The 26,720-nt window shown below is 59.1% G+C and carries 15 protein-coding genes; 3 read left to right on the forward strand and 12 right to left on the reverse strand.

Annotation, left to right across the window (positions count from 1 at the left end):
• Positions 1-713 precede the first annotated feature (713 nt).
• Complete coding sequence (locus tag AB3226_RS27720; protein ID WP_367375368.1) at positions 714-1,457, forward strand: response regulator transcription factor; 744 nt, start codon at positions 714-716, stop codon at positions 1,455-1,457.
• Between the two features lie 114 nt (positions 1,458-1,571).
• Here AB3226_RS27720 and AB3226_RS27725 read toward each other — a convergent pair whose 3' ends face one another.
• The 3 genes from AB3226_RS27725 to AB3226_RS27735 all read right to left on the reverse strand — a co-directional run bounded on the left by AB3226_RS27725 (position 1,572) and on the right by AB3226_RS27735 (position 14,935).
• On the reverse strand, positions 1,572-7,526 hold the full coding sequence (locus AB3226_RS27725) for a DUF5801 repeats-in-toxin domain-containing protein (RefSeq protein WP_367375369.1): 5,955 nt from the start codon (positions 7,524-7,526) through the stop codon (positions 1,572-1,574).
• 248 nt (positions 7,527-7,774) lie between these two features.
• Positions 7,775-10,492 carry a DUF5801 repeats-in-toxin domain-containing protein gene (locus tag AB3226_RS27730; protein ID WP_367375370.1) on the reverse strand — a complete coding sequence of 906 codons (2,718 nt, stop codon included), beginning with the start codon at positions 10,490-10,492 and terminating at the stop codon, positions 7,775-7,777.
• 303 nt (positions 10,493-10,795) lie between these two features.
• Complete coding sequence (locus AB3226_RS27735; protein ID WP_367375371.1) at positions 10,796-14,935, reverse strand: hypothetical protein; 4,140 nt, start codon at positions 14,933-14,935, stop codon at positions 10,796-10,798.
• Between the two features lie 621 nt (positions 14,936-15,556).
• Between AB3226_RS27735 and AB3226_RS27740 the strand changes: the two genes are divergently transcribed.
• Entirely contained in the window at positions 15,557-15,916 is a 360-nt protein-coding gene (locus AB3226_RS27740) for a DUF6124 family protein (RefSeq protein WP_367375372.1), read from the forward strand.
• Positions 15,917-15,966: 50 nt separating this feature from the next.
• Here the strand turns inward: AB3226_RS27740 and AB3226_RS27745 are convergent, their stop codons facing one another.
• From AB3226_RS27745 to AB3226_RS27770, 6 genes are all read right to left on the reverse strand, one after another.
• The gene (locus AB3226_RS27745) at positions 15,967-16,959 is read right to left on the reverse strand and encodes a LacI family DNA-binding transcriptional regulator (protein WP_367375373.1); all 993 of its coding nucleotides are present in this window, start codon (positions 16,957-16,959) and stop codon (positions 15,967-15,969) included.
• A 92-nt stretch (positions 16,960-17,051) separates the two neighbouring features.
• Positions 17,052-18,554 (reverse strand): glycoside hydrolase family 32 protein, encoded by a 1,503-nt coding sequence (locus AB3226_RS27750; protein WP_367375374.1) that lies wholly within the window; start codon positions 18,552-18,554, stop codon positions 17,052-17,054.
• Positions 18,551-19,696, reverse strand: coding sequence for an ABC transporter ATP-binding protein (locus tag AB3226_RS27755; RefSeq protein ID WP_367375375.1), 1,146 nt, complete (start codon positions 19,694-19,696; stop codon positions 18,551-18,553). Before AB3226_RS27755 ends, AB3226_RS27750 begins: the two co-directional genes overlap by 4 nt.
• Before the next feature lie 27 nt (positions 19,697-19,723).
• Positions 19,724-20,566 carry a carbohydrate ABC transporter permease gene (locus AB3226_RS27760; RefSeq protein WP_367375376.1) on the reverse strand — a complete coding sequence of 281 codons (843 nt, stop codon included), beginning with the start codon at positions 20,564-20,566 and terminating at the stop codon, positions 19,724-19,726.
• Positions 20,563-21,522 (reverse strand): carbohydrate ABC transporter permease, encoded by a 960-nt coding sequence (locus AB3226_RS27765; RefSeq protein WP_095053839.1) that lies wholly within the window; start codon positions 21,520-21,522, stop codon positions 20,563-20,565. Before AB3226_RS27765 ends, AB3226_RS27760 begins: the two co-directional genes overlap by 4 nt.
• 21 nt (positions 21,523-21,543) lie before the next feature.
• Positions 21,544-22,818 carry an ABC transporter substrate-binding protein gene (locus tag AB3226_RS27770; RefSeq protein ID WP_367375377.1) on the reverse strand — a complete coding sequence of 425 codons (1,275 nt, stop codon included), beginning with the start codon at positions 22,816-22,818 and terminating at the stop codon, positions 21,544-21,546.
• Between the two features lie 168 nt (positions 22,819-22,986).
• Here AB3226_RS27770 and AB3226_RS27775 point away from each other — a divergent pair, with 168 nt between their 5' ends.
• Entirely contained in the window at positions 22,987-24,552 is a 1,566-nt protein-coding gene (locus AB3226_RS27775) for a carbohydrate porin (protein WP_367375378.1), read from the forward strand.
• A 95-nt stretch (positions 24,553-24,647) separates the two neighbouring features.
• On the opposite strand, the gene AB3226_RS27780 is transcribed toward AB3226_RS27775, so the two are convergent.
• The 3 genes from AB3226_RS27780 to AB3226_RS27790 are packed head-to-tail and all read right to left on the reverse strand — an operon-like array spanning position 24,648 to position 26,381.
• Positions 24,648-25,172, reverse strand: a complete 525-nt coding sequence (locus AB3226_RS27780) for an iron transporter (protein ID WP_367375379.1) — start codon at positions 25,170-25,172, stop codon at positions 24,648-24,650.
• Positions 25,169-26,017 (reverse strand): FTR1 family protein, encoded by an 849-nt coding sequence (locus AB3226_RS27785; RefSeq protein WP_367375380.1) that lies wholly within the window; start codon positions 26,015-26,017, stop codon positions 25,169-25,171. The genes AB3226_RS27780 and AB3226_RS27785 overlap by 4 nt, the downstream gene beginning before the upstream one ends.
• A complete protein-coding gene (locus AB3226_RS27790; protein ID WP_367375381.1) occupies positions 26,007-26,381 on the reverse strand; it encodes a cupredoxin domain-containing protein in 375 nt (124 codons plus the stop codon). The genes AB3226_RS27785 and AB3226_RS27790 overlap by 11 nt, the downstream gene beginning before the upstream one ends.
• Positions 26,382-26,720: the final 339 nt, after the last annotated feature.

Genomic DNA, 26,720 nt, shown 5'->3' on the forward strand with positions numbered 1-26,720 from the left:
TATCGACTGCGTATCCCCCGTCCCCACTGAACGCCAATTTGCGCCACAACCTCCGGCAGTTCAGGCGGTGGTTGTTGTGGCGTTATCGCAAAAACTCGAGCACCGCAGTCATGCTGTAACCCAGCGCACCGGAAGGAAAAACCAGTGGCGAGACCCAGCCTGGGAGATTCCAATGGCTCGGGCGAGGCAAATTTAGCCGATAAATTGACGCCAGTGTTACGGTCGTACTTGTATGCGCGCCATTCGTCGGTTAATTGACGATTCTTGTCGTGGTCAGACCTTGGCCGCAGGTTGCCCCCGACAAGCCTAAGACCTTGATTTTCTAGGGCAGGAAGGGCCTTGGAAGCATCGGACGGGCTACTCGCAGGAGGCTTGAGTCGACGACTGGCGGAAGGGCGTGCTGGCAGTGTGCTGGTGTGGCCTAGACTCAGTTGAACAGATCGAGGGAGCACATCAATCATGCGCAAGCTATTGATGATTATTCCTATTTATGTTGCCTCGAAGGCTTTGCCAGGCTTTTGGAAACGTCCGCGACTCCTGCCGGTGAAGCCAGTGGAAGTGTCCCCCAGGGATGAATAGCCGGGTGGGCACCATTAGGCCTGTCGGCGCTCGCATCTGTCCTTCGATCACGGTGGCCAGGTGATTGAGCTGCTGATCCATGAAGGCCAAGGGAGGGAGGTCGTAGTCAAATCTTCACGGGAGTCAGGAAAGTAATGACGACCCACAGAAAGCCAATACGCGTGATGCTGATCGATTGTCGCCCCCTCGTTCTCATGGGCCTTCAAGACTTGATCAATGCCAGAAAGCCTCAGATGGAAGTGAGCGGCCAGGCCACCACCTATACCCATGCGCTGGATCTTGCCGATCAGTTGCGTCCCAATGTGATTTTTTTCAGTTTCTTTCCGGATGCGCTGAACCCACTGGAGGTCGTTGCGGGACTCACCCGCAACGCCGAAATGAAAGTGCTGGTGCTCAAGGGCCTGTACGAATCCGTCCCCGTTGCCCAGGCAATTGAGGCGGGCGCACGCGGTATCGTGCTGGCGGAAGACCCGACGGAATCGATCATCCAGGCCATCATCACGGTCCACCACCGCGACACCGGACAGGATAGGGCCTGGGCCGGTGGGCTTTCCGGATATGCCGCGACCGGGCATGTACACTTGAAATGCAATCTGGAGCAGGCGAAACAGGCGCGGCTGACGCTGCGCGAGAGGGAACTGATTCGCGCCATTGTGGGGGATCCGTCCGCCAAGTACATGAGCATCGCGGGGCGCCTGGGTATCAGCGAACACACCGTGCACAACCACCTCAGCAACATTTATCAAAAGCTTAATCTGATCAACCGCATCGATTTGCTGATGTATGCGCTGAAGCACGGGCTCACCAACAACGAAAAGCCACCCGAGTCCACATGGGTGGAACTGGATTTGGTTTCACGTCAAAAAAAGACGTTCTGACACCCTCTGGCGCGCCTAGGTTGTCACCGTATCACCGTCCTTGTCGGTGGCATTAAAACCGCAAAATAATGCGAGGGTGGCTTGCGTCACCCTCGCATCTTTTACGCGCGTTTCTCAGACGCTGCCAAAGACAATGTCGCTACTCAGAAGATCGACCCCGACCAAGGTGATGGTCGTGACTTGTCCCCCCGTTTCGGCAACCGTGACGATGCTGTCTGCACCGCTGATGTCGATCGATTGGACAACCGCGCTCTGGTCGCCGTTGAGCACCAGGGCGTCTCGCAGGTTTGCGTTCGCGTCGAAGCCGGTGACCTGGTACAGGTTCTCATCGACTGACAAATCGATGTTGAAGGCATCACGCTCACCGCCCGTGCCAATCAGGGTGAAGTCGAACTGTGCTCCGGCCAAGTCGTTGGCGAACAGGTTGGCGTCGAACGTACTCGTTGCCGAGTCCCCATCCTTGTCCGTCAGCGTCGCGTTGAACGTCAGCTGGACATCGCTGGCCAGGCTCTCGGTTTCATGAATGAACTGGATCGTCGGGATCTTGATCTCGCCTCGGGCCATCGTGAGCTGAACAGCGTCGATCAGGTTCGTGCCATCGCTCTCAATGAGGAAGGATACCTGTCCGCCTGCCTCCGGAGTCAGGGTGTTCACTTCGATGAGGTTCGAGAACGTGCCATCCTCGTAGTAGGCCCTGTAGTACAGGTCCTCGGTCGCCGTGTTGTAACCCCCTACAGAGTTGTCGATGAAGACCCTCATGCCCGTCAGGAGGCTCTCCGGATTGACGACGAAGCTTTCATCGGCGGCGCCGATTGCCGCTTGGTTGTCTCCCTGGAACAGGTTATTGGCAACGCCGATGCCGGCCGTGCTGACGTTCATGGCCCTCGGGTCGATGTACGAGGGCAGGGGGTTGGTTTGTAGCGTGGTTTCGGTAGGGTCGGGTTCTCCGAGCCCGATGCCGGTCAGAATGGCCGAAGTCGACGCAAGCGCCTTCGCGGAAAAGAACACAACCTCCTCAGATGGCGAAGGAATAGTCGGCGGATCCTGCTCTGGAATTAACAAGGTGCGCACGGGATCCGGGCCTCCGGCACCGAGCGCGCCATCGGCAGTGCTGAGCACGATCTCCGAACTGAAGCCTTGCACCAGATCCAGTGCATAGCGGCCATCGGCATAGGCGGTCAGCGTGTAGTCGACGCTGGTATCCGCGGTTGCGGCGTTGTTGTCGAAGTCGCCGGTCAACGTCCCTGCGAATTGGTACGCGCCATTGCCGTCAGGTGAGGGCGATTGCTCGGTGAGCGTGGCGGTCCCGGTCGTGGTCGTGTTGTCTGGCCTGACGAGGGTGAACTGGCTATTTACCGAGATATCCAGACCGGCCGCACCCAATCCGTCGGCGCCGGCCGAATTATCCCAGAACCCGAATTGCGGCAGGACGCTACCGGTGCCGATCAGGTTGCCGAATGCAAGTGATGGGCCGTCGTCTTCGAACACCAGGTTCTGACCGATATTGAGGGACGCCTGGGCTCTGTCGCCGTCCTTGTCGGTTACGGTCCCTATCAGCGTCACCAGATTGTCCGCCGACAGCGTCGTCGAATCATCGGGATTGGTGGCATCGGGATGCACCACGGCGCGGAGCTGGTCGAGGGTGACGTCACCATTGGCGGCGACGCTGGCCGTGAACACCAGCAGGTTGGTGGTGGCCGTGCGGCCTTCCACCACGGTGCCGTTGAGCGACAGGTTGACTGCCTCGCCCGTGGCCGTATCGGTCAGTCCGGAAGCCCCAACCACCACGCCCAGCGCGTAGGTCACTGTGCCGGCGCCATCCGCGCCAAACGCCGAGCTGAAGTTGGCGGCAAAGTTCTGGGTGGCGTTGGTCGCCAGTACCGTTTCGTCGACCGTCAGCGTCGGTTCCGTGCCGGTGGTGCTGATGCTTGGCCCGTCGTCCTTGAACACCAGGTTCTGGCCGATGTTGAGCGTCGCATGGGCGCTGTCACCGTCCTTGTCGGTGATGGTCGCCGTCAGTGTCACCAGGTTATCTGCCGACAGGCTTGTCGAATCATCGGGATTGGTGGCGTCGGGATGCACCACGGCGCGCAGCTGGTCGAGCGTAACGTCACCATTGGCGGCGACGCTGGCGGTGAACACCAGCAGGTTGGTGGTGGCCGTGCGGCCCTCGACCACGGTGCCGTTGAGCGACAGATTGACCGCCTCGCCGGTGGCCGTATCGGTCAGTCCGGAAGCCCCAACCACCACGCCCAGCGCGTAGGTCAGCGTACCCGCGCCATCAGCGCCAAACGCCGAGCTGAAGTTGGCGGTAAAGCTTTGGGTGGCGTTGGTGGCCAGCACTGTTTCGTCGACCGTCAGCGTCGGCTCGATGCCGGTGGTGCTGATGCTCGGGCCGTCGTCCTCGAACACCAGGTTTTGCCCGATGTTGAGGGTCGCATGGGCGCTGTCACCGTCCTTGTCAGTGATGGTCGCCGTCAGTGTCACCAGGTTATCTGCCGACAGACTCGTCGAATCATCGGGATTGGTGGCATCGGGATGCACCACGGCGCGCAGTTGGTCGAGCGTAACGTCACCATTGGCGGCGACGCTGGCCGTGAACACCAGCAGGCCGGTCGTGGCCGTACGGCCCTCGACCACGGTGCCGTTGAGCGACAGATTGACCGCCTCGCCGGTGGCGGTGTCGGTCAGTCCGGAAGCCCCAACCACCACGCCCAACGCGTAGGTCAGCGTACCCGCGCCATCAGCGCCAAACGCGGAGCTGAAGTTGGCGGTAAAGCTTTGGGTGGCGTTGGTGGCCAGCACTGTTTCGTCGACCGTCAGCGTCGGTTCCGTGCCAGTGGTGCTGATGCTCGGGCCGTCGTCCTCGAACACCAGGTTCTGGCCGATGTTGAGCGTCGCATGGGCGCTGTCACCGTCCTTGTCGGTGATGGTCGCCGTCAGTGTCACCAGGTTATCTGCCGACAGGCTTGTCGAATCATCGGGATTGGTGGCGTCGGGATGCACCACGGCGCGCAGCTGGTCGAGGGTGACGTCACCATTGGCGGCGACGCTGGCCGTGAACACCAGCAGGTTGGTGGTGGCCGTGCGGCCTTCCACCACGGTGCCGTTGAGCGACAGGTTGACTGCCTCGCCCGTGGCCGTATCGGTCAGTCCGGAAGCCCCAACCACCACGCCCAGCGCGTAGGTCACTGTGCCGGCGCCATCGGCGCCAAACGCCGAGCTGAAGTTGGCGGTAAAGCTTTGGGTGGCGTCGGTCGTCAGCACCGTTTCGTCCACCGTCAGCACAGGCTCGGTGCCGGTGGCGGTGATGCTCGGGCCGTCATCCTTGAACACCAGATTCGCGCCGATGTTGAGGGTCGCCTGGGCGCTGTCACCATCCTTGTCGGTGATGGTCGCCGTCAGTGTCACCAGGTTATCTGCCGACAGATTCGTCGAATCATCGGGATTGGTGGCATCGGGATGCACCACGGCGCGCAGTTGGTCGAGCGTAACGTCACCATTGGCGGCGACGCTGGCGGTGAACACCAGCAGGCCGGTCGTGGCCGTACGGCCCTCGACCACGGTGCCGTTGAGCGACAGATTGACCGCCTCGCCGGTGGCGGTGTCGGTCAGCCCGGAGGCACCCGCCACCACGCCCAGCGCATAGGTCACTGTGCCGGCGCCATCAGCGCCAAACGCCGAGCTGAAGTTGGCGGTAAAGCTTTGGGTGTCGTCGGTCGTCAGCACCGTTTCGTCCACCGTCAGCACAGGCTCGGTGCCGGTGGCGGTGATGCTCGGGCCGTCATCCTTGAACACCAGATTCGCGCCGATGTTGAGGGTCGCCTGGGCGCTGTCACCATCCTTGTCGGTGATGGTCGCCGTCAGTGTCACCAGGTTGTCCGCCGACAGACTCGTCGAATCATCGGGATTGGTGGCATCGGGATGCACCACGGCGCGGAGCTGGTCAAGGGTGACGTCGCCATTAGCGGCAACGCTGGCGGTGAACACCAGCAAGCCGGTCGTGGCCGTGCGGCCTTCGACCACGGTGCCATTGAGCGACAGGTTGACCGCCTCGCCGGTGGCGGTGTCGGTGAGCCCGGAGGCACCCGCCACCACGCCCAACGCGTAGGTCACTGTGCCGGCGCCATCAGCGCCAAACGCGGAGCTGAAGTTGGCAGCAAAGTTCTGGGTGGCGTCGGTCGTCAGCACCGTTTCGTCCACTGTCAGCACAGGCTCCTCGCCGGTGTCGGTGATGCTCGGGCCGTCATCCTTGAACACCAGGTTTGCGCCGATGTTGAGCGTCGCCTGGACGCTGTCGCCGTCGCCATCGGTTGTGGTCGCCGTCAGTGTCACCAGGTTGTCTGAGGTCAAGCTCGTCGAGTCATCGGGATTGGTGGCATCGGGATGCACCACCGCCCGCAGCTGATCGAGCGTGACGTCGCCATTGGCGGCGACGCTAACCGTGAACACCAGCAGCCCGGTCGTGGCCGTGCGGCCTTCGACCACGGTGCCATTGAGCGACAAGTTGACCGCCTCACCGGTGGCCGTGTCGGTCAGCCCGGAGGCACCCGCCACCACGCCCAGCGCATAGGTCAACGTACCTGGGCCATCCGCACCAAACGCCGAGTTGAAGTTGGCGGCAAAGTTCTGGGTGGCGTTGGTGGCCAGCACCGTTTCGTCCACCGTCAGCGTCGGCTCCTCACCGGTGGCGCTGATGCTCGGCCCATCGTCTTCGAATACCATCTTGGAGCCGATTTCGGCGATCGAGGTAGAAGCCTTGGACAGCGTGAAGCCGCCGATATCAAAATCGGCGTGGTCATTGCCCCTGGCGTCGAGAGCTGCCCCGTTCTCGATGAGCACGCGGTTGTGGTTCGACGTTGTGGTGTATTCAATCTGGTAACCGGCCAACACGCCGGTGATGGTTGCAACCCCGGCAGCAGAAAAGCTGATGCTGATGGTCGGATCATTCACTGTTCCGTCTGAATTCTCGATCACCAGCCCGGTGCTATTGTTGATGACGCGAACATTGGTGATGGCAACCGGCGTATCGTTCGCATAGCCGTTAATGAAATTCGCGCCAGGTTCAGCCGCGGTGCTGAATGCGCTGATTTTTACCACGGCACTCTTGCCGCTTTGCAACTGCACGACGTCGAAATTGGCCGAGGTCGAATTGTAGACGCTGGTAAAGTCGATGTTGGACTCAACATCGGCTTCGGTCTGACTCAGGTTGGGAACGGTCACATCCTGCCTGGCGCCCGTGACGAACGAAAAGCGGATGCCTTCCTGTTCCACAATCATCTGATTGTTGGTGCCGATGGTGGTCGGGCCACCCCCCTGACTGGTATTGATCGTGTCGCCAGTGTTGATATTGGCGCCACTTGACTGGTCTGCGGGGTCCTTGCCAGTGGCGATAATGGTGGGATCCGTGATCCGCACGACGCCATTGACGGTTTCAGTTGTCGGGTTTGCTTTCGTGAACATCAGGAACAGGTTCTGACCGGAAGGCGCACCGGCCAGACTGAATTCCAGGTCCTGAGTGGCTCCGATGAACACCTTATCCAGCAGGTTGAGCGAATCATCGGGGTTCGTCATATCTGGATGCTTGAGCGGTTGGTATTCCACGGTCCAGATCTTGCCGCCGGTGACCGGTGATCCGGTTTCTTCAATGTAGGCAGCGAACACGATCGCGCCATTTGCGCCCCCGGCTCGGCCCACAAGGATGTTGTTGTTCGTGTCCGTATAGAGAAGGATGCTGGTGCCATCAAGGGTGTCCAGTCCGCTGTCCACGCCATTGAGGGGCGCGCCAGCGCTGTCGACGAAGCGGATATCGGTAATGCTTCCTCCGCCGGTGAAGCTGAACGCATTGGTGCCCGTGTTGCCCGCGGCACCGGTATAGCCACTCAAGGCCGCACCCGTTGCGGTACCGGCTCCAAGTGCGGTCAAACGGGTAGAGAAGGAAGAGGGCAGGGATGCCACCAGAATGTCGTTGTCGTCAGCGTCTCCTGCAGGGGTTGGCGTGGCGGTGGCGTTCTGTAACCCGGCCGTCTCGTCCAGCACAACGTCCTCGCCGGTGATTGCAATAGCCATGATTTTTCTCCCAAGCAATTGCGGTCATCAATGCCTGACCATTGACCTACAACTATGAATAAAGCGCCGCAGGTTGCACATTGGCCGATACTCCCAAGCGGTATGGGAGTTTCGGCCTAGTCGTCTTCATCGGTGGTCTGCCGCAGGGGGGGCAGGGGGATGCGAGCGTGCGGATCGCCTATTGGAGCTGCAAAAAACAATGCGAGGGTGGCTTGCGCCATCCTCGCATTTTTCACGCGCGCGACGCCTCAGACGCTGCCAATAACGATGTCGCTAGTCACAAGATCGACCCCGACCAAGGTGATGGTCGTGACTTGTCCGCCCGTTTCGGTAACCGTCACGATGCTGTCTGCGCCGCTGGTGTCGATCTGGACAGCGGCGTTCTGGTCGCCGTTGAGTACCAAGGTGTCTCGCAGGTTTGCGTCCGCATCGAAGCCGGTGACCTGGTACAGGTTCTCATCGAATGACAAGTCGACGTTGAAGGCATCACGCTCACCGCCCGTACCCACCAGCGTGTAGTCGAAGGCGCCAACCAAGTCGTTGGCGAACAGGTTGGCGTCAAACGTACTTGATGCCGAGTCCCCATCGCTGTCCGTCACCGTCGCGTTGAACGTCAGCTGAATATCGCTGGCCAGGCTCTCGGTCTCCTGAATGAACTGGATCACCGGGATCTTGATGTCGCCTCGGCCCATCGTGAGCTGAACAGCGTCGATCAGCAGCGAGCCCTCCTGTTCAATGAGGAAGGACACCTGTCCACGGGGCTCTGGCGTCAGGGTATTCACCTCGATGAGATTCGACGTCGTGCCGTCCTCGTAGTAGATCCTGTAGTACAGGTCCTCGGTCGCTGTGTTGTAACCCGCTACAGAGTTGTCGATGAAGACCTTCATGGCCGTCACCAGGCTCTCCGGATTGACGACGAAACTTTCATCGGTAGCGCCGATTGCCACCAGGTTGTCTCCCTGAAGAACGTTATTGGCGACGCCGATGCCGGACGTGCTGACGTTCATGGCCCTCGGGTCGATGTACGAGGGCAGGGGGTTGGTCTGTAGCTGGGCTTCGGTGGGGTCGGATGCTCCAAGCCCGATACCGGTCAGGATGTCCGAAGTCGACGCAAGCGCCTTCGCGGAAAAGAACACAACCTCCTCGGATGCCGAAGGAATAGTCGGGTCATTCGTCTTCGGAATTAACAAGGTGCGCACGGGGTCCGGACCACCGGCATTGAGCGCGCCATCGGCAGTGCTGAGCACGACCGTCGAACTGAAGCCTTGCACCAGATCCAGTGTATAGCTGCCATTGGCATAGGCGGTCAGCGTGTAGTCGACGTCGGTATCCGCCGTTGCGGCGTTGTTGTCGAAATCGCCGGTCAATGTCCCTGCAAATTGATACGCGCCATTGCCGTCCGGTGAGGGCGACTGCTCGAGGAGCGTGCCGGTCCCGGTGGTGGTCGTGTTGTCTGGCCTGACGAGGGTGAACTGGTTATTCAGCAACGAGATATCCAGACCGTTGGTATCCAGCCCGTCGGCGCCGGCCGAATGACTCCAGAATCCAGTTTGCGGCAGGACACTACCGGTCCCGATCAGGTTGCCGAAGGCGAGTGCTGGGCCGTCGTCTTCGAAGATGATCTTGGAGCCGATTTCGGCGGTCGTAACAGCGGTTTGGAGCAGGGTGAAACCACCGATATCAAAATCGGCGTGGGTATTGCCCCTGGCGTCGAGGGCCGCTCCGTTCTCGACGAGCACGCGGTTGTGATCCTCCGTTGTGGTGTATTCAATCCGGTAACCGGCTTTAACGCCGGTGATGGTGGCAACCCCGTCAGCATCAAAGGTGATCGCAATGGCCGGATCATCCTCCGGTCCGTCTGAACTCTCGATCACCAGCCCGGTGCTGATGTTGATGACGCGGACACTGGTGATCTCAACCGGCGAATCATTTGCATAGCCGTCGATGAAGGTCGTACCCGATTCAGCAGCGGTGCTGAATGCGCTGATTTTTACGACAGCACTCTTGCCGCTTTGCAACTGCACGACGTCGAAACTGGCCTTATTCGCATTGACGACGTCGGTAAAGTCGATGTTGGCTTCAACATCGGCTTCGTTCTGATCCAGGTTGGGAATGGTCACATCCTGCCTGGCACCGGTGACGAACGAATAACGAATGCCCTCCTGTTCGGTAATCATCTGGCTGTTGGTGCCGAAGGTGGTCGGGCCACCCGCCTGGCTGGTATTGATCGTGTCGCCAGTGTTTATATTGACGCCGGTTGACTGGTTTGCGGGGTCCTTGCCGGTCGCGATGATGGTGGGATCGGTGATCCGCACGACACCGTTGACAGTTTCAGTTGCCGGGTCCGCCGTCGTGAACATCAGGAACAGGTTCTGACCGGAGGGTGCATTGGCCAGACTGAATTCCAGGTCCTGACTGGTTCCGACGAATACCTTATCCAGCAGATTGAGCGAATCATCAGGGTTAGTACCATCTGGATGCTTGAGCGGTTGATACTCCACGGTCCATATCTTGCCGCCGCTGACCGGTGATCCGGTTTCTTCGATATAGGCGGCGAACACGATCGCGCCATCTGCGGCCTCGGCGCGGCCCAGAAGGATGTTGTTGTTCGTATCGGTATAGAGAAGGATGCTGGTGCCATCGAGGGTAAACAGTCCGCTGTCCGCGCCATCAAGCGGTGCGCCAGCAATGTCGACGAAGCTGATATCGGTAATGGTTGCTCCGTCGGTGACGGTGAACGCCTCACTGCCCGTGTCGCCCACGGCACCGGTATAGCCACTCAAGGCCGCATTCGTTGCGGTGCCTGCCGCAAGTGCGGTCAAACGGTCAGAAAAGGGCAAGGGCAGGGACGCCACCAGAATGTCGTTGTCGTCAGCATCTCCCGCAGGGGTTGGTGTGGCGGTGGCGTTCTGCAAGCCGGGCGTTTCGTCCAGCACAACGTCCTCGCCGGTGATTTCAATAGCCATGATTTTCTCCAGCGTGCGGTCATCGAGGTCTGACCGTTGACCTTGGGTCGTCACTATGGATAAGCACCGGGGATTGCGCATCGGCCGATACTCCCAAGCGGGGTGGGAGTTTCAGCCTACTTGGATGGGGGAACAGCACGAGGGCGTTAAGAAACGGTGCCGCCTATTCCGTTTGTGAATGAGGACATGCCGCAAGGCTCGTCTGGCCTTGGCTCAGGGACCGCAGTGGCCCCAAAAAAAACGGCCTGGCCCCTTGTGGGAGCCAGGCCGTCCTGTCTCGCGCGTGTACCTCTTCTTAGCGGGTCAAAGCACCAAATCTGTCGGTGCCAAGTTAGTTACTCCTACCAGTTCGATCACAGGATTTTCGATATCAATCGTCTGAACAGCGGTGAAATCGCTATCTCTATCGACGACCTTGAAATCCAGCGTTAGATCAAGGGTAGCGGGTGTAGTCGTGGTGGTGGAGAAACCAGCATCGATGATCTTCAGCGGATTCGTACTCGTATCCTCCGCAATCGTGTTTCCAGGCCCGACGAGACCACTGACCGGCTGTGCGGAAGTGCTGCTTCCTCCATCGGCACCGACACCGCGATTCAGATTTATCGCGCTGCCCGTAAGGCCAGCGTCATTCGAAAGAATCTGAATACCCTTGATGAGCCAGTTATCACCGATCTGGGTGTTGAAGTCATTGCTTTCAACAATCAATAGAGCATCATTATTGTCCAGGAACGGGTCGTTCGGATCGGCAGGGTCGTTGGCGATAAGGGCCTCGTACTTGGTTCCAACAAGATCGGCGTTGTTTGTATCGTTCTCGTACACATCGCCTTGGTCGACGTAGATGGCACGTGTTGTAGTCGTGCCGGGATTATTTGCATCAGCAAGACTGACTATAAGCACAAGATCATCGCTTTCAGTCTCGTATCCATCGAACTTGATAAAGAAATCGGTCGCGTAACTAAAATCGTCGGCGCCCAGATCTCCTTTCGGATCAGTCTGGAAGAAATTGATGTTGGCCGCTTCACCTGCCTGGATCGTGTTTCCGGAGACGCCCAGAGCAGTGCTGGACAAGGTTACAGCGGCAACCGTGCCGCTCACGAGCTCACCCGCCACCACGGCAGTATTGCCGCCGGCACTCAGTGGTGCCTCGAAGCCCGTGATCTGGATGAAGAAACCTTCCCCAAGCTTCCCAGTGGCCACAGGTGATGGGCCACTGGAAGGGCTCGTGCCATCCATGTCATACGTTTCGTATCCAGTGCCTTCGCCCAGCGTGACGTCTTGCGTCGTTTGCAGCGGATCCATCGCGAAGGTATAGGTGTCATTGACCTTGTCAAATACCAGCGTGCCTTCCACCAGTTCAGGATCGGTGCCAGGACTCCGATCGTGATCGTATTTGAACGACACGTTAAACGTGGCACTGTCGAGATTCTCTGAAGCCCAGGTGACCGTTGGATCAACGATCGCAACATTGTTCGCCGAACCAGAGAGGGCGAGGTTGGCAAAATCACTGTCCGCTGCCGAAGAGTAGATCGGCCCGCGCTTGTCCGCACCTATCGAGTAGGCGAAGTCACCCGTAAAGGTCCATGACGTCGCACCCAAATCGGGATCGACATCCTGCACAGGGGCTGTCCCTATAACGGGTGTATCGTCGTCGACGGTGATGACCAGTCTGTCGGCCGCGGCCGTCACCGTGTCGCCGTCCTTGTCGGTGGCCTGCAGCAGCGTGCCCAGGTTGATGGTGATGTCGTTCTCGTCGTTGCCAGCCGCGTGATCCAGCTGTTTGAGCAGCGTGAAGCTGTACACACCCGCTGTGGTGAGGCTGAAGGTGAACACGTCGGCACCGCCTACGCCAGCCTTGGCGGTGAGCGTGTTACCTGCGACGCTGTACACCAGCGCCACCCCGGCCGAGCTCAGCGCCGGCAAGCCGCTGGTGACACTCGACAAGGCATAGCTCAGCGGCGTGTCGGCGCCGGACTGGAAGATGCCGGTCACGCTGCCGCTGGCCGTGGTCGCCACGCCAGCCACATCGCCCGTACCACCGGCGTTGCCATTGGCCAGGCCATCCTCGTCGACGGTTCCCGTTACGGCGGTCCCGGTTGCCGTCGGCGTGTCGTCGTCGACGATGATGACCAGTTTTTCGGCCGCAGCCGTCACCGTGTCGCCGTCCTTGTCGGTGGCCCGCAGTAGCGAGCCCAGGTTGATGGTGATGTCGTTCTCGTCGTTGCCTGCCGCGTGATCCAGCGGCTTGAGCAGCGTGAAGCTGTAGGCACCCGCTGCGGTGAGACTGAACGTGAATACGTCGGCACCGCCTACGCCGGCCTTGGCGGTGAGCGTATCGCCCGCGACGCTGTACACCAGCGCCACCCCGCCCGAGCTCAGCGCCTGCAAGCCGCTGGTGTCAGTCGACAAGGCATAGCTCAGCGGCGTGTCGGCGCCGGACTGGAAGATGCCGGTCACGCTGCCGCTGGCCGTGGTCGCCACGCCAGCCACGTCACCCACACCACCGGCAATGCCATTGGTCAGGCCGTCCTCGTCGACGGTTCCCGTCACGGCGGTTCCGGTCGCCGTCGGCGTGTCGTCGTCGACGGTGATAACCAGTTTTTCGGCCGCAGCCGTCACCGTGTCACCGTCTTTGTCGGTGGCCCGCAGTAGTGAGCCCAGGTTGATGGTGATGTCGTTCTCGTTGTTGCCTGCCGCGTGATCCAGCGGCTTGAGCAGCGTGAAGGTGTAGGCACCCGCTGCGGTGAGGCTGAACGTGAACACGTCGGCACCGCCTGCGCCGGCCTTGGCGGTGAGCGTGTTGCCCACGACGCTGTACACCAGCGCCACTCCGCCCGAACTCAGCGCTGGCAACCCGGTGGTATCACTCGACAAGGCATAGCTCAGCGGCGTGTCGACGCCGGACTGGAAGATGCCGGTCACGCTGCCACTGGCCGTGGTCGCCTCGCCAGCCACGTCGCCCGTACCGCCGGGAATACCATTGGCCAGGCCATCTTCGTCGACGGTTCCCGCCACGGCGGTCCCGGTCGCCGCCGGCCCGTCGTCTTCGAAGATCATCTGGGAACCGATTTCGGCTTTCGTAATAGAGGCTTGGAACAGGTGGAGGCCATCGATATCAAAATCGGCGTGCTCATTGCCCTTGGCGGTGAGGGCCGCCCCGTTTTCGATGAGCACGCGGTTGTGATCCGCCGTTGTGGTGTATTCGATCGCGTAGCCGGCCTTAATGCCGGTGATGGTTGCAACCCCATTAACAAAGGTGATGCCAATGGCCGGATCATTCTCCGGTCCGGCTGAATTCTCCAGCACCGTCCCGGTGCTGCTGAGGACGCGAACACTGACGATGTCAACCTTCGTATCATTCGCATAGCCGTCGATGAATTGCGTGCCAGATTCAACAGCGGTGGTGAATGCGCTGATTTTTACGACAGCGCTCTTGCCGCTTTGCAACTGCACAACGTCGAAACTGACCGTCTTCACATTGACCACGCCGGTGTAGTCGATGTTGGATTCAAGATCGGCTTCGTTCTGATCCAGGTTGGGAATGGTCACATTCTGCCTGGCACCCGTGACGAACGAAAAACGGATGCCTTCCTGTTCCGTAATCATCTGGTTGTTGGTGCCGAAGGTGGTCGGCCCACCCGCCTGGCTGGTATTGATCGTGTCGCCGGTCGTTATATTGATGTCGTCGGCTGTGCTGTTGGGGTCAAGCCCGGACTGATTCGCCGGTAACTTGCCGGTGGCGATGATGGCGGGATCGGTGATCCGCACGACACCATTGACCGTTTCAGTTGCCGGGTTCAATTTCGTGAACATCAGGAAGAGGTTCTGACCGGAGGGCGCACCGGCCAGACTGAATTCCAGGTTCTGACTGGCTCCGATGAAAACCTTACCCGTCAGATCGACCGAGTCATCGGGGTTCGTCGTACCTGGATGCTTGAGTGGTTGGTACTCCACGGTCCAGATCTTGCCGCCTGTGACCGTTTCTTCAATATAGGCAGCGAACACGATCGCGCCGGTTGCGCCCCCGGCTCGGCCCAGAACGATGTTGTTGTTCGTATCCGTATAGAGAAGGATGCTAGTGCCATCGAGGGTATCCAGTCCGCTGTCCAGACCATTGAGCGGTGCGCCAGTGCTGTCGACGAAGCTGATATCGGTACCGCTTGTTCCGCCGCTGATGGTGAACGCATCGCTGCCCGCGTTGCCCACGGCACCGGTATAGCCACTCAAGGCCGCACCCGTTGCAGTGCCTGCCCCAAGGGCGGTCAAACGGGTAGAGAAGGCCGAGGGCAGGGGTGTCGCCGTGTCGTTGTCGTCAGCGTCTCCTGCAGGGATTGGAGTGGCTGTGGCGTTCTGCAACCCGGTCGTTTCGTCCAGCGTAACGTCCACGCCGGTCGCCACGACGCTCAAAGCGCTGGCCGTAATCGATGAATTTTGCTCAATAGTCATGACTTTTTCCTGGGCAGTTGCGGTCATCTAGGCCTGACCGTTGACCTTTGGTCGCACTATGGATAAACGCCGGGGATTGCGCATCGACCGATACTCCCAAGTGGGGTGGGAGTTTCAGACTACTTGGGAGGGGGAGATGGAACGGCGCGAAGGAGGGAGTGTCATATTCCGTTTGTAAATTGTGCAGGCCTGAGATAAATCCCAACAAGCGGTCAACGAACAGGCGCGTATAGCTCTGTAACCGTCCCTGGCGGAGCAGTCTTCTCGCGTTTAACGATGCGTGTTTAAAGACACTCCGTGTTACTTCCCGAAGGGCTACAAGACCTTGCGTCGTTACCTACGGTTAAGACAGAATCCGCCGGCTTGTGCGCCGATGGGCCGGGCTCTATCGTTTCCCCTGTCGCTGAATAACAGCGATCGGGTTTGGTAGACCCTCAGCATCGACGCATAGCGTCACCTTCAGCGGTCCGTTCTTAGGGCTGCGTTTTATGGTGGCCATGCGCAGGGCTCCTTCGGGAGCGCCGGTTCCGATGCCCGGTCTACCAACCTTCGTATGGCCGCCACCCTCCGTTTGGTAGCGAGATGGTGATGGCTCCTTTTAAGAAGCATCGGAGTTCCGCTATGTTCAAAGTTACGCCAAACCCGCCAGACACCGATCCGGCATCCCCCTACGAATCTGACGATTCAAAAAAATTCCACGAAGCCGCCGAGCGCGCCCTCAATTTCTACCTCAACCCGGCAGCGCTCAAGAACACCCCACGTAAACCCAGCACCATGTACATGGTTGCGCCGGATGTCGGCCATGAAGCCTTGCTGGTTCAAACGTGCGAGAACCTGGCGTCGGCCAGTGTCATGGCCAGCGACCTTGCTGCATTGGTGGAGGGCACCCACCGCAATACCTTGCTGGCGCTACAGCAGGTCATCATGCTGGGGGAACTGGCGGTGAATCGAATGCTGGATAACTTCGTTCCACCCAAGTAATCAAGCAACCCTTTACCGAGAGCTTGCCCTCGGTAAAGGGTTTTGACAGCTCACAACGACGTCCTGACCACCAATGGACAATCAACGGTGTGGGTTCCCGATACCTCCAGGGCCTCGATCAGGTGCCGGGCTGCATTGCGACCGATCTCGTAGTACGGCAGTTGCACCGTAGTCAGCGGCGGGATGAACAGTTCGGCGATGCCGATCATGTTGTCGTAACCAAGCACAGCGACATCGGCGGGAATCTTCAGGCCACGGCCCAACAACAACTGATAGGCACAAAAGGCAATACGGTCGTTGCCACAGATCAGAATGTCGAATTGGGGGCGACCGTCAATGATGTGCCGGTCGAGGATGGCTGCGGTTTCACCATAGGCATCATGATCGGAAAGGTTGTATTGCAAGAGTGCGTCCGGCGCCAGGCCGAATGCCTGACAGGCACGCTGCAGGCCTTTTTGCCGCAGGCCCCAGGCCAGACTCTGTTTGGGCAGATTGATGCACAGCGGGCGCCGATAACCTTGGCTCAGCGCGTGATGCACGGCTCGATACTGCCCCGATTCGTCGTCTGGCACATAACTGACCAGGTGACTGTCATCTGCCAGGCAATTGGCGAGTACCAGGGGTTTGCTCTTCAAGCGCTCGGGAATGCTCACCTGGCGAAAACCCATGGCGCTGAAGATCAACCCATCGGGGCGGTGCGACAACATCAGGTCGATGTTCTGGTCGGTGGGTGGGTTGCTCAACAGGTTGAGGATAAAGACATTCCAGCCCGCCTGCTGTGCGGTCTGTTCGATGGACAGCAGCAACTCGACCGCGAACGGTGTGGTCGCGGTGTCTAGCGCGAACACACCGATGGTGCGCGACTGGAGGTTGTCGCCGCGCATCTTGCGCGCCGACAGGCTCGGTACGAATTGCAGTTCATCAATGGCGCGACGCACCCGCTGAAGCGTTTCGGGGCTCAGTTTTTCCGGGTTGTTGAGCGCTCGAGAAACCGTCATCAGGGACACGCCGGCCAACTGTGCAACGTCTTTCACTGAAGTCATGCGAGGCGAGGCCGGTCAGGTTGACGCAGGATCATGACACAGGCCCCGGGCTTCTCGCGACTCGAATGATGCTGTTCACAGCCATCCGCCGCTCATAGCCATCCAGAGCCCAGAGGCCATGCCTTGGGAATCGAGACCCGTCCGCCAGTCCCGCTTGCCAGCAGTTTCACGCCCAGACTGTCGGGGCTCGGATAGAGGCGACTGCTGAAACTGAAGCGGCCGTTTTCGTCGAACACCTCGATGGACGAGCGATCGAGGAACACACGCAGTTCCAGTCGCTCTTGTGTCGGGTCTATCGCCACGCTGCGCTGACCGGTGACTTGCGCACCCGAGCGGCTGCGGTCCAGCACCAGACGCTGCAGCGATGCGTCGTAGTAAAGCAGGGTTTCTTCCTGGCCATCATCGCTGCAACGCAAGGCGACTCCCAGGTGGCCGTCGGTGCAACCGAGCAAATCCAGATGCACATGGATTTCAAGCCTGTCGCCATTCACTTCCCGCACCCATCGGGCTCCCGACCTATCCCACCAGGACGTGCCCGGTAATGGCTCCTTGCGTAAGGCGGCGAGCTCCCGAGCCGGATACACGCAAAGCCGATCGGCGTGCAGTTCAAGTTCGCGCGGTAAACCGAGCATGCCGCACCAGTGATGGGCCTGGCTCGGCATCGGGCTTTCCCACATATCGAGCCATGCCCATACAAGGCGCCGGCCATCGGCGGCCAGTAGCGTTTGCGCGGCATAGAAATCGTGGCCGTTATCCAGCTCGATAAAAGGCCCGCCGATGAAGTGCCATTCGCTGTCGAGTTGGCCCACTCGATAACCGGTCTGGTACTTGTTCAGTCGTTCGTAACCCTCGGGTTGCATGCCCTGAGGGGAGTAGAGCAGCACATCGCGTCCGTTCAGTCGGAACAGATCCGGGCACTCCCACATATAGCCATCGCCCTCGCTGCCGCTGGACACATAGTCGAGGAATTCCCAGGTGTGCAGATCCGTGGAACGGTACAGCGGGAGCAACGGCACATCGCCCAGACGTGCGCCGGCAATCAGGTACCAGCAGTCGTCCTCCTGCCATACCTTGGGGTCACGAAAGTGCATGATCGTGTCTTGCGGCGCGGCTTCAATGACGGCGCCATGCTTGACGAACCGAATGCCGTCGGTGCTGGTGGCCAGGCACTGGACTTGACGGATCGAGCGCTCGTCACCCACATCCCCCAGCCAGGTGTGCCCGGTGTAGATCAGCGCCAGGGTATCGCCACACACCACCGCGCTACCGGAAAAACAACCGTCGCGGTCGAAATCGTCGCCGGGCGCCAGTGCAATGGGCAGATGCTGCCAATGGACCAGATCGGCGCTCTTGGCGTGCCCCCAATACATCGGGCCCCATTTCGCGTCGAAGGGGTGGTGTTGATAGAACACGTGGTATTCGCCCTGAAAGTACACCACCCCGTTAGGGTCGTTCATCCAGCCCGCCGGAGGGGCAAGATGATAACCGGGACGATAATCGTCGATGGCGCGAGACAGACCATCACGCAGCGCATGCTGCGCAATTTCAAGGGCAGCGGACATTGGAACACTCATGGAATTCAAAGACACAGTCATAGGGCGCGTGCTCGTACCGGGCGTAGAGAAACGCCATCCGGCAGGGTTTCAATGGCGTGTGGATGACGGCTCAAGGCCGCGCCGTCGGCGTCGAACAGGTGCAGGTTGTCGATGTCCAGTTGCAGCTCAACCCGATCGCCTGCCTGCCAGCCGGCGCTGACCTCACAACGACAGATCAATGGCTCGTCCTGACCTGTCTCAAGGTGCACATAGGTTTCGCTGCCCAGGTATTCGACGGCGGTCACGACCACGCCGGCGGTTCCATCCGCCGCCTTGAGCGACACGTGCTCCGGGCGAATCCCCAGGGTCAGCTGCGTATCTGCCGCCAGCTTCGAGCTGTCGAAGGGCAGGGACGTGATGCCCCATACGAGGGTATCGACCAGGCTGGTTTCGCCTGGCGCTTGCAGGCGTGCCGGCAGAAAATTCATTCGGGGCGAACCGAGAAAACCGGCGACAAAGCTGCTGGCCGGGCGTTCATAGAGTTCGCGTGGTGAGCCGACCTGTTCTACGCGACCGCCATTGAGCACGACAATTTTGTCGGCCAGGGTCATCGCTTCCACCTGATCGTGGGTGACGTAGATCATGGTCGAGCCCAGTCGAGCATGCAGTCGGGCGATTTCGTTGCGCATCTGCACGCGCAAGGATGCATCCAGGTTGGAGAGCGGTTCGTCGAACAACAAAATATCCGGTTCCCGCGCCATGGCTCTGCCCATGGCCACACGCTGACGCTGCCCGCCGGACAGTTCCTTTGGCTTGCGTTGCAGCAGTTTGTCCAATTGCAGGATTTGCGCCGTTTTCAGCACGCGCTCGCGCAGGCTGGTCTTTTCAGTCTTGGCCAGTTTGAGACCAAAGCTGATGTTGTCGTAGACGCTCATGTGCGGGTACAGCGCATAGGACTGAAACACCATGCCGACGCCACGCTCGCGCGGCTCCAGGTCGTTGACCCGACGCCCGTCGATCAGCAGGTCGCCGCCGCAGATCGAATCCAGCCCGGCGATCAGTCGCAGCAGGGTCGATTTTCCGCAGCCCGAAGGGCCGACGAACACCACGAATTCACCCGCCGCGATTTCCAGGCTGACGTCGCGAAGAATCCGCGCGCCGCCCAATTGTTTGTTTACGTTGTCCAGTTTCAACTTGATCACGATGCTGTTCCTTATAGTTGTCGGGCATCAACCCTTTAGCGCGCCGGCAGTGAGACCGGAAACGATTCGGCGCTGGAAGATCAGCACCAGAATCACCAGTGGGACGGTGACCAGCACCGATGCAGCCATCAACAACCCCCAAGGCAACTCATGAGGGCTGCCACCGGAAATAAGGGCGATGGCGACCGGCACCGTGCGTTGGGTGTCGGTGAGGGTGAAGGTCAGGGCAAACAGGAACTCGTTCCATGCAGCGATGAAGGCCAATAGGCCAGTGGTGACCAGTGCGGGCCAGAGCAGCGGCAACAGCACGCGGGTCAGCGTGACCCATGGGGACGCGCCATCCATGATTGCCGCTTCTTCCAGTTCATGAGGCAATTGCCCCATGAACGTGGTCAGCACCCAGACGGTGAAGGGCAGGGTGAAAATCGTGTAGCTCAGGATCAACGCCCAGGACGTGTTGTACAGGCCCAGCGCGCGGATCACTTCGAACAATCCCGACAGCACCGCGACCTGAGGAAACATCGACACACCAAGGACCATCATCAACACCGTGCCACGCCCACGGAACTTCACCCGGCCCAAGGCATAGGCGGCGGTCACGCTGAGGAACAACGCCAGCGTCACCACGCTAAGCGCCACCACCAGCGAGTTGCCGATAGCTAGCAGGAATGAGGATTGATTGAGTACCGCCGCGTAATTGGAGAAGTCGGGGTTATTGATCCAGTAGCTCACCTCGAACAAGGCGCTGGATGGCTTCAGTGACGTCACGATGGCGTAGTAGAAAGGGAAAACCGCATACAGCAGCAATACCCCGATCAGGCACCAGAATCCGAGGCGCAACAGTGCTTTTTTCAGTAGGCGCAGGTTCATGACCGGACCTCCAGTTGACGGCGTCCGAGGTAGAGATAAAGCATGGCGATGACCGCAACCACCAGAAACAGCAGCGTCGAGGCGGCGCTGCCGTAACCGACGTCCTGGAACTCCACCAGATGCTGGCGGGCATACACCGACATGCTCATGGTGCTCGACGAGTTCGAGGTCAGCACATAGATCACGTCGAATACCCGCAGCGAGTCGAGGATGCGGAAGATCGCCGCCACCAACAGTGCAGGCATCAATAGGGGAAGGGTGACACGCCAGAACACTTTCAGCGGATGAATGCCATCGACCCTCGCGGCTTCGTAGCAATCGCTCGGCAACATCTGCAAGGCCGCCAGCATCAGCAGCGTGACAAACGGCACGGTCTTCCAGACGTCGACGAGGATCACCGCCCACATCGACAGGTCTGCATCGGCCGTCCAGGCCAGGGGCGCGTCAATCAGGCCGAGGCTCAGCATCATGTGATTGATGATGCCGAACTGGTCGTTGAGCATCCATGACCAGATCTTTGCCGAGACAATGGTCGGAATCGCCCACGGAATCAGAATCATCGCACGCACGAGGGAACGGCCGGTGAACTTGATGTTCAGCAGCAACGCCACCAGCAGCCCCAGTACGACTTCCAGCCCCACCGACACCACGGTGAAATGCAAGGTGTTGCGCACCGCGTTCCACCATTGCGGATCGACCAGGATGCCCGACCAGCTGGAGCCGTTGTGGAACAGATAATTGCTCAAACCTATGAAGGTTCCGCCACCGGTGTCCGACAGACTGGCGTCGGTCAGGCTGAACCAGAATGTGCGCAGTAGCGGCCAGGCTGCCACCAGGGCCAGACACAACAGCATCGGTGTCAGAAACAGCCAGGCGGCGCGTACCCGGCGTCGTTGTACGGGCGTTTCCCTGATGAGCAGGGGCTCGTCATAGGGGGCAGTAGTAGAGACAGACATGGTGATTTCCTTCCTTGTGGCTTACCAGTTCCGGCGTTTGATGCGTGTGAGTTCGCTTTCCAGCTCGGCCAGCGCCTGATCCACAGGCAACTCGCCCGCCAGCACGCCATGCACTCGATCGAAGAACGCATTGGAGACCCGTGGATAGCGATCGGCAGTGATTGAGGCGGGGCGCATGACCCCATCGTTGAGAATGCTGTGCAGCTGAGCGTAATAAGGCATTGCCGCGAGCAATTCGGGGTCTTGATACAGCGACTCGATCACCGGGTTATAGGCGCCTATCAGGGCACGGCGTTTTTGCTCTTGGGCACTGCTCAGGTAGCTCACCAGCTCTGCGGCAAGTTTTGGATGGGCGCTGTAACGCGATACCGCCAGACCCCAGCCACCAAGGGTGGAGGCATGGCTGCCGGTCTCGCCGCCGCGGGGCAGGGGAGCGACCCCGACCTTGTCTTTTACTGCACTGTCCTGGCTTTGCACCAGGGCCCAGACATACGGCCAGTTACGCATGAACAGCGCATTGCCCGACTGGAAAACGCCACGGCCTTCTTCCTCGGTGTAGTTGAGTACGCCACGCGGGGAGATGTCTCCGACCCAGCTTTTCGCCAGGGTCAACGCCGTTCTCGAGGCCTGACTGTTGACCACGATGTCGCCTTGTGGATTGACCAGCCCGCCTTGCGGTTGGCTGCTGATCCACTCCAGCGCATTACACGTCAGGCCCTCGTAGGCGCGCCCCTGAAAGATGTAACCCCAGGCATTGGGATTCCCGGCAGTGCGCTCGGCCTGTTGAACATTCCGGGCAGTTGCGGTCATTTCTTCCCAGGTCTGGGGAACCTGTTGGTTGTACTTCTCGAGCAAGTCCTTGCGGTAATACAGCAGGCCCGAGTCGGTGAACCACGGCATCGTCACCAGCCGTCCGTTCACCGTGGCGTTATCCACCTGTGCCTGGAAGTAGCCCTGGGTCGCATTGGCGGGAAGCACCTCGCGCAGATCCATCAGATGTTTAGCCAGCATTCCCGGCCACACCATATCGATTTGAATGATGTCGATGTCGCTGGACTGCGCACTGAGGATCTGTTGATAGAACGACAATCTCTCGGTTGCCGAGTTAGGTGTTGAGACCACCTCGACGTGATTGCCGGTCTGTTTCGACCACGCCTCGACAGCCTCTTTACAGAGTTGTAACTCCGCACCCACCGCGCCGCAGGAGATCGTCAAATCAGCTGCGTTCGAGAGGGATGGAAGCCCGGCACAAAGGGTGAGCAGTGCTGCTGGAAGAAGAGATTTAAGCTGTTTCATAAAGCCCTCTTTATTTTTGTTTTTAAAAAAGTTAACGTTAACATCGCCAAATGTAGCAGCGTATTTGCGATGAGGCATCCTTTTTTTCGTCAATTTTGACAATTCACAATTCACGAAGAAAAGCCGGTTGCGGAAGCAGAAAAATAAAAACAAAACAGGGGAATTCACATGCAGAAAGCATCAAGCTGGCTTCTCGCAGGCGTGCTCGGCACCTCGGCGGCAACCTCTCAGGCCGCGACTCTGGAAGAGCGCATGGCTGCGTTTGAAGCCCGTGCCAGCGCAGCGGAAAAACGCGCAGCGGCAGCTGAACAGCAAACCCAGGCCCTCGCCAGGGAATTGCAGCAGATAAAACTCGCCACTCCAACCTTGCAGCCTGCAACGTCTACCGCCGCAGCTATGTCTGCGCCTGCTCTGGACACTCGACTGGCAAAACTCGAAGCCCGTCAGCAAAGCATGGAAAAGCAGGACAGTAGCGCACACCTGACTGACGGCTTCAGCTTCAAGGGTTACGCACGTTCCGGATTGCTGATCAACGATGGGCTGGGTGGTGGTCGTGGCGGCCCTTATACCACCCCGGCCGGTTCAGTCGGGGGGGCAGTCGGGCGACTCGGTAACGAAGACGACACCTACATGCGCATCGACCTGTCGAAAGAAATCTATGCGCAGAACGGTACCCGTTCCAAATTCACGGTGTCCATCGCCGACGGTGTGGAGAGTTCCAATGACTGGACGGCCGACGAAAGCAACCTGAACGTGCGTCAGGTATTTACCGAACTCGACCATCTCGCCGCTTTCAAGGGCAACTCAGCGTTCGAAAATTCCACCTTGTGGGCAGGCAAGCGATTCGACAGGGACAATTTCGATATCCACTGGCTGGACTCGGACGTCATCTTTCTGGCCGGCACCGGGGGTGGTATCTACGATGTGCAGATGAACAAGGATTGGCGCTCGAATTACTCCTTGATCGGGCGTAACTACGGGGATTTCAGCGAGGGCGGCGTCAATGCCGATGTGGAAAGCTACATCCTGACCTCCAACCAGTTCTTCGATAATGGTCAGTGGCAGTGGATGTTCAATGGCATTGGCTCAAAGAAAAACGACTTTGGCACCCGCACCAATGAAGCGGGCCTGACGCCTGCGGATTCCGGCTTGCACAGCATGGTGGTCAATCACCAGAAAAACTTTTTTGGCAGGGAAGGCTTCTTCAAGACGGCACTGCTCTACGGGCAAGGTCTGGGGGCAGAGGTCAAGAACATCGGTTCGGATGGCGAACTGATCGACGATGCCCGGGCGCTGCGTCTGGCGCTTTACGGCGAGACACCTATTGCCCCCGGCTGGCGCGTCGGCCCAAGCTTGCTGGCCGAACAAAGCAAGGACAGGTACGTCAAGGGTGACGATTACCGCTGGATGACCCTGAACGTGCGGTTGGCCAATGAAATCAACAGCAATTTCGAGATGGCCTACGAAATGAGCTGGCAAACCATGGACCTCGACCCCAAGGGCTATATGCAACGTAATGCGGTCGACGGTAATTTCTGGAAATTCACGATCGCCCCGACATTCAAACCTGACGTTGGAGACCTGCTCACACGTCCTGAGTTGCGAGTGTTCGCAAGTCTCATGAACTGGTCTTCGGACCTGGACAGATACAGTTCTACAGACAACTTCGGCAAGTCGGATTTCAACGCCGGCGGTGTATGGCAGTACGGCATCCAGATGGAAACCTGGTTCTGATAGCTGCTTCATCAGTACCCGCTCCACGCATAAAAAATGGACCCCTGAAAAGAGGTCCATTTTTTTTGGCCAGCAGCACGGTAGTGCTGCTGCTTTTATTTCTGAGGGTATTTGAAAGTGAACGTCTGAGTGAAAGGGCCCCACCATTCAGGCACACCGGTTTCCTTGTCTACATGGTGGAGCATTCCGTTGGTTTGCGGGCTCTCATAGCGCAGGACGACGGTGTAAGTGCCTGGGCCGTCCATTTTTACGTTATTGGCGTAGTGCGCACCGTCTTTTGCCACCATCGGCAACAAGCTGCCGATTTCCTTGTAGTCCGGCGACCCTTGCTTGACCAACAGATACGTAATGCCCAGATAAGGGATCCACTCTCCATTGGCGAACCCATGTTTATTATCGGCTGTGGCGTGAACATCCGTTTCCAGGTGCACTGAGTTCTCCCCCATTTGCATGCCCGGCGGCATTGGGGCCATCTCGATACCCACCAGATAGGACGACGCGATTTCCATGTCATTAACCTGTACGGGCCCACCGATCGGGTACTCTCGAGCCTGGGCGCTCGTTGCAAAAGACAGGACGGCGGTCAGTGCGACGGTCAAGGCAGTCGTTGTAAGTTTCATGGTTGTTTCCTGAGGGCGGGGTAACGGCTGGAGGTTCTGGTAGAGCGGTGTTTGATCAAGCGACTACCGAGGGCCAATGTGGCAAAGGTCACCACCCAGGCGGCCAGTTGCACGCCCATGGGTCTGTCGCTGTACCCGAGGAGTGCCTGCAAGACTCGGCCGGACATGCTGCCATCGGCAATAAACGATGAGGTATCCCAGAGCTCATATCCCCAGGCCGGAATAATATCGGCACCTGCGAATAGGGCCGCGGCACGTCCTGCCATGCCGGCGGCCAGCAGCGCTACCAACCAGGAGGTGACGCTGAACAGCCTTCTCAGGGGGATTGTTACCAAGCCTCGATAAAGCAGCCATGAAAGAACACTGCCAGCCGCTATCCCCAGCAAACCGCCAACAAGCATCGATAGAGAGCTGGTTTGGGTGGAGGCAGCGACGCCATACAGGAACAGGGCGATTTCCGATCCTTCGCGCAGCACCGCCACGGCAACCACGATCGCCATGGCCATCAACGAGGATTCACCCGCTGCTACGGCGTGCCCTGCAGCTTGCAGCCTGGCTGCCAGTTCGCGGCCGTGATGAACCATCCACAGGTTGTGCCACCCGAGCATGAGCACCGCAATGAGGAGAATGACGCCATTGAGTACTTCTTGGCCGAAGCCGAAGAGCGCATGGGTAATGGCTTCAGTGAACACGGCAAGCAAGCTTGCGCCGACCAGGCCTGCAAGGATCCCTGCGGCGATGAATCGACCTCTGCGTCGAATACCTTGGGTGGCGGCCAGCACGATACCGATGATGATGCCGGCCTCAAGTACTTCACGGAAAACGATCAGCAGGCTAGCGAACATTGCCTTGTCCTTTTTGCGGTTCCACGACGACAGTGCCTCTGGCCTGATCCGGATGATAGTCATCGAAAAAGCTGTAAGTGCCGGGGTGTAGAGGGCCAAAGAAAACCGTAATGGTGTCGCCAGGGACAACGATTTTTTCAAACTTCATGTCATAGCTTTCGAATTCATCTACTGAGTCATCGTGGCTCGTGAGTTGGAGCCGAAAGCGCTGTCCTGCCGGGACAGAAAACGTTGAGGGAGTGAATTGATGATTCTCGATCGCCAGAGTGACTGGAGCGCTATCTGACAGGGGCAGCTGCGAGGCGAAAACTGAGCCACCCCATAGCAGGAGCAAGACGATCGTGGCCTGGACAATAACGAACATTGCGCAACTTCCAATATGCAAATCATTCTCATATTCTTATGCGTGTGGTTATCGATTGCCAGTGACATCGGTGAGGTCGACGTTTTGGTTCAGCATCTGTTCAGATTCATCAAATCCAGTTGATCCTGCAGCAACGCTTTGCACCAGCACGTCGCTGGTATCGAGCGCAAAAACCCTCAAAAGGAGGAATGCGGTTAATGCCGGTAAGTTAAGAAATTGAGCGACGAAAATCCTGTGGGAGCGTGGCTTGCCCGCGAAGAATGCACCGCGGTTTTTCAGGTACTACGCGTCATCGTTCTTCGCGGGCAAGCCACGCTCCCACAGGTTCTGCGTCTTAAC

This window comes from Pseudomonas lini (genome assembly GCF_964063345.1).
GTDB lineage: Bacteria > Pseudomonadota > Gammaproteobacteria > Pseudomonadales > Pseudomonadaceae > Aquipseudomonas > Aquipseudomonas lini_B.

Bases quoted from the DNA above. Each gene is read 5' to 3' on its own strand.
- AB3226_RS27720 (WP_367375368.1), top strand. From the start codon at position 714: ATGACGACCCACAGAAAGCCAATACGCGTGATGCTGATCGATTGTCGC.
- AB3226_RS27725 (WP_367375369.1), bottom strand. From the start codon at position 7,526: ATGGCTATTGCAATCACCGGCGAGGACGTTGTGCTGGACGAGACGGCC.
- AB3226_RS27730 (WP_367375370.1), bottom strand. From the start codon at position 10,492: ATGGCTATTGAAATCACCGGCGAGGACGTTGTGCTGGACGAAACGCCC.
- AB3226_RS27735 (WP_367375371.1), bottom strand. From the start codon at position 14,935: ATGACTATTGAGCAAAATTCATCGATTACGGCCAGCGCTTTGAGCGTC.
- AB3226_RS27740 (WP_367375372.1), top strand. From the start codon at position 15,557: ATGTTCAAAGTTACGCCAAACCCGCCAGACACCGATCCGGCATCCCCC.
- AB3226_RS27745 (WP_367375373.1), bottom strand. From the start codon at position 16,959: ATGACTTCAGTGAAAGACGTTGCACAGTTGGCCGGCGTGTCCCTGATG.
- AB3226_RS27750 (WP_367375374.1), bottom strand. From the start codon at position 18,554: ATGACTGTGTCTTTGAATTCCATGAGTGTTCCAATGTCCGCTGCCCTT.
- AB3226_RS27760 (WP_367375376.1), bottom strand. From the start codon at position 20,566: ATGAACCTGCGCCTACTGAAAAAAGCACTGTTGCGCCTCGGATTCTGG.
- AB3226_RS27765 (WP_095053839.1), bottom strand. From the start codon at position 21,522: ATGTCTGTCTCTACTACTGCCCCCTATGACGAGCCCCTGCTCATCAGG.
- AB3226_RS27770 (WP_367375377.1), bottom strand. From the start codon at position 22,818: ATGAAACAGCTTAAATCTCTTCTTCCAGCAGCACTGCTCACCCTTTGT.
- AB3226_RS27775 (WP_367375378.1), top strand. From the start codon at position 22,987: ATGCAGAAAGCATCAAGCTGGCTTCTCGCAGGCGTGCTCGGCACCTCG.
- AB3226_RS27780 (WP_367375379.1), bottom strand. From the start codon at position 25,172: ATGAAACTTACAACGACTGCCTTGACCGTCGCACTGACCGCCGTCCTG.
- AB3226_RS27785 (WP_367375380.1), bottom strand. From the start codon at position 26,017: ATGTTCGCTAGCCTGCTGATCGTTTTCCGTGAAGTACTTGAGGCCGGC.
- AB3226_RS27790 (WP_367375381.1), bottom strand. From the start codon at position 26,381: ATGTTCGTTATTGTCCAGGCCACGATCGTCTTGCTCCTGCTATGGGGT.